We start from the raw sequence: 2,869 nt of genomic DNA on the forward strand, positions 1-2,869 counted from the left end.
GCCTATGCCGTGTGGTTCTCTTCTCCTCGGCTATGACCGGCGCAAGGCGGAAGTGCTGGGGCATAAAGTACATATTCACAATGGTCTCTGTGAAGTTTATTTCAAGCTGGAAGCGGGGGAGGCTACCCTGCAATTGTTTATCGAGCCTGAGGCGGATCGGATGTGGATGAAGCTTGTATCGTCGGAAGGCGCCATCGGCGGCTTGTTCGATCGGGTCAAGCTGATCCCGGATCCAGATACGCCGAAGGAGCTGCCGCTTGCGCAGAAGGCGGTTGAGGCTGAGCGGAGTCAACTCAGCTTCAGGCAGACGCTTCCATGTGCGCCAGAGGGGAACGAGCGTGATCCCAAGGATAGAGCGTTCCGCTTGGATGTTCGTGTAGCTGAGGATATCGAGGCTGCGGATACCGCAGGCGGCGTACAAGCTAARTTGCTCCAAACTGCGCCGTTCCTTGCTTATGTGGAGCTGACAGAAGGCTTAGAAGCCTCCGCTGTGGCAGGGCTGCAGGAGTTGGAGGCGCCTACGGAGCAAGGGAGTGATGCCGCTTTCACTGCTTGCGAGAACAATTGGACATCGTATTGGAACTGCTCAGGGGTGAGTCTCGGCGATGAATTTCTAGAGCAGATCTGGTATTGGAATTTATATTTCTATCACTGTTCTGTCAAACCCGAAGCGACCTGTCCGGGTCTGTTCGCGAATTGGAGCTACCGCTCCATAGGCTCGGAGTGGCACGGTGACTACCACATGAACTACAATACGCAGCAGCCGTTCTGGCTTGCTTTTTCCAGCAACCATGTCGATAAGCATCTGGCTTATGTCAACATGGTAGATCATATTCTTCCTGTGAGCCGGAAATGGGCGAGTGAATACTACGGCATGCGAGGAGCCTATTATCCGCATTCCGCGTACCCTGTTGAAATGAACATAATGCCTTATCCCGTGCCGCATTGGGGCTGGGAAGTCTGTGAAACTCCGTGGACCGTGCAGAGTCTATGGTGGCATTATCTGTACACGATGGACCGGGATTTCCTGGCGAATCGAGCTTTTGTGCCCATCAAGGGAGCAGTGTTGTTTATGGTCGATTACATGAGCAGACCAGATACGCACGGGGAGGCTTGGGGGGATGATCGTTATCACATTTTCCCAACCGTTGTTCCTGAATTGTACGAATTGACGCCTGGTTTTAAGAAAAATTACGACTGCCTTGTTGATTTGACGCTGACCAAATTTGTATTTCATGCCTTTAATGAGGCTTGTGAAACACTCGGTATCGAGCAGGAAGAGGCGGATCTGCTGGGCAGCGTTCAAGAGATTTTAAGTAAATTCCCTGAATATGCAACGGCGGAATCGCAGCGTGGAACCGTGTTCGTATCCGTTCCAGGCGAGGATGCTGAGGTTGTCTATAACACGCCGAATGGCATTATGACGATTTTCCCGGGAGAGGAGCATGGCCTTCACTCAACAGGTGAAGCGTACCAAATCGCGCTCAATTCCTATCTGAATCATCGGAACGAAGGCGGTAACGAGCTTGTTTTCTACCATCTTGCCGGAGCGCGAATGGGGCATCTGGACCTGGAGAAGTTCAAACGGCAAATTAGCTACTGTCTGCTGCCTAATGGCACGTGTACCGACCGTGTGCTGCTGTCCGGCGGCAGGTACAGCGATACGCTGAGCTTTGATTTTATGAGGAGGGTCGGGATTTGGTTCGAGAACTTCGCGCTGCCGGTCGTGATTAATGAGTGCCTGCTGCAAAGCTATAACGGCATTCTTCGATTGTTCCCGAACTGGCCTAGCGAGCAGGATGCTGAGTTTGCCACGCTGAGGGCGGTCGGAGCTTTTCTGGTGAGCGCATCGATTTCGGGCGGCGAAGTGCAGTGGGTGGAGATTGAAAGTGAAGCGGGTGCTGAGCTGAGGTTCTATAATCCATGGGAGCACGGGGTTGTGTGCAAGCAAGCTAGCGGAGATGTGACCATCTATGATGACATCGTTCAGTTGTCTACAATCCCGGGAGAGAGAATCCGGTTGGTGAAAGCTAACGCTCAAGTAGCGGCGAGTTGAGTATTAATAGTCTGATCTCTATGCCGAAGGGCTGGAAATCAGGCTTTTTTCCATTTTAGAAGGCGTATGCTTCCAAAATCTCTCGACAATTAGGTGCGTTTGCTGGTGAGGTGTGCTGGATGGGAACTAGGGGACGTTATTTGTGGCTAAAAGGTTGATCAGCAAGATTAGAGGGAACTATGGTCCGCTATTTTTCGTATTTTGGCCGAAATTCGGGTCTCGGGAGGGGAATAGGGCTCTGTAGATCCGAAATTCTCTGAAAGTAGCCAATTTGTCTCAGATAGCGCCCTGTAGTTCCACTTGGAAGCACGCTAAGCAAGTTACCAATAAGTAACTAACTTAATTATTTGATATTATGTGAGAAACTTTTCACTACTTATATTCCTTAATCAACTATTGATATAATAGTAAAGCCTGTAATTGAAAATATTAGGAGGATGAAACGAGATGAAATATCGTAAATTAGGGCTTTCCGGATTAAATGTAAGTGAAATTAGTTTAGGTAGCTGGTTGACATATGGTGGTTACGTTGAGCGTGAGAATGCAGTCAACTCCATTCATAAAGCTTATGAATTGGGGATTAATTTTTTTGATACAGCGAATGTGTATGAGCGTGGTGAAGCGGAGAAGGTCGTAGGCGAGGTTTTGAAAAACTATCCGCGTCATTCCTACGTACTTGCTACCAAGGTGTTCGGTAAAATGGGTGACGGACCTAATGATAAAGGCCTTTCTCGCAAACATATTTTTGAACAGTTGCATGCGAGTTTGCAGCGCCTTGGCACGGATTATGTGGATGTGTACTACTGCCACCGC

General features: G+C 49.5%; 2 protein-coding genes. Both read left to right on the forward strand.

The annotated features are described in order from the left end of the window. Positions 1-2,056, forward strand: a 2,056-nt coding sequence (locus AC1DUA_RS32240; RefSeq protein ID WP_477503620.1) for a glycosyl hydrolase family 95 catalytic domain-containing protein, incomplete at its 5' end; no start/stop codon positions are given. Between the two features lie 447 nt (positions 2,057-2,503). Beyond that, on the forward strand, positions 2,504-2,869 hold a 366-nt coding region (locus tag AC1DUA_RS32245), incomplete at its 3' end, for an aldo/keto reductase (RefSeq protein ID WP_477503621.1).

The sequence above is a fragment of the Paenibacillus sp. 01T422 genome (assembly GCF_056398785.1).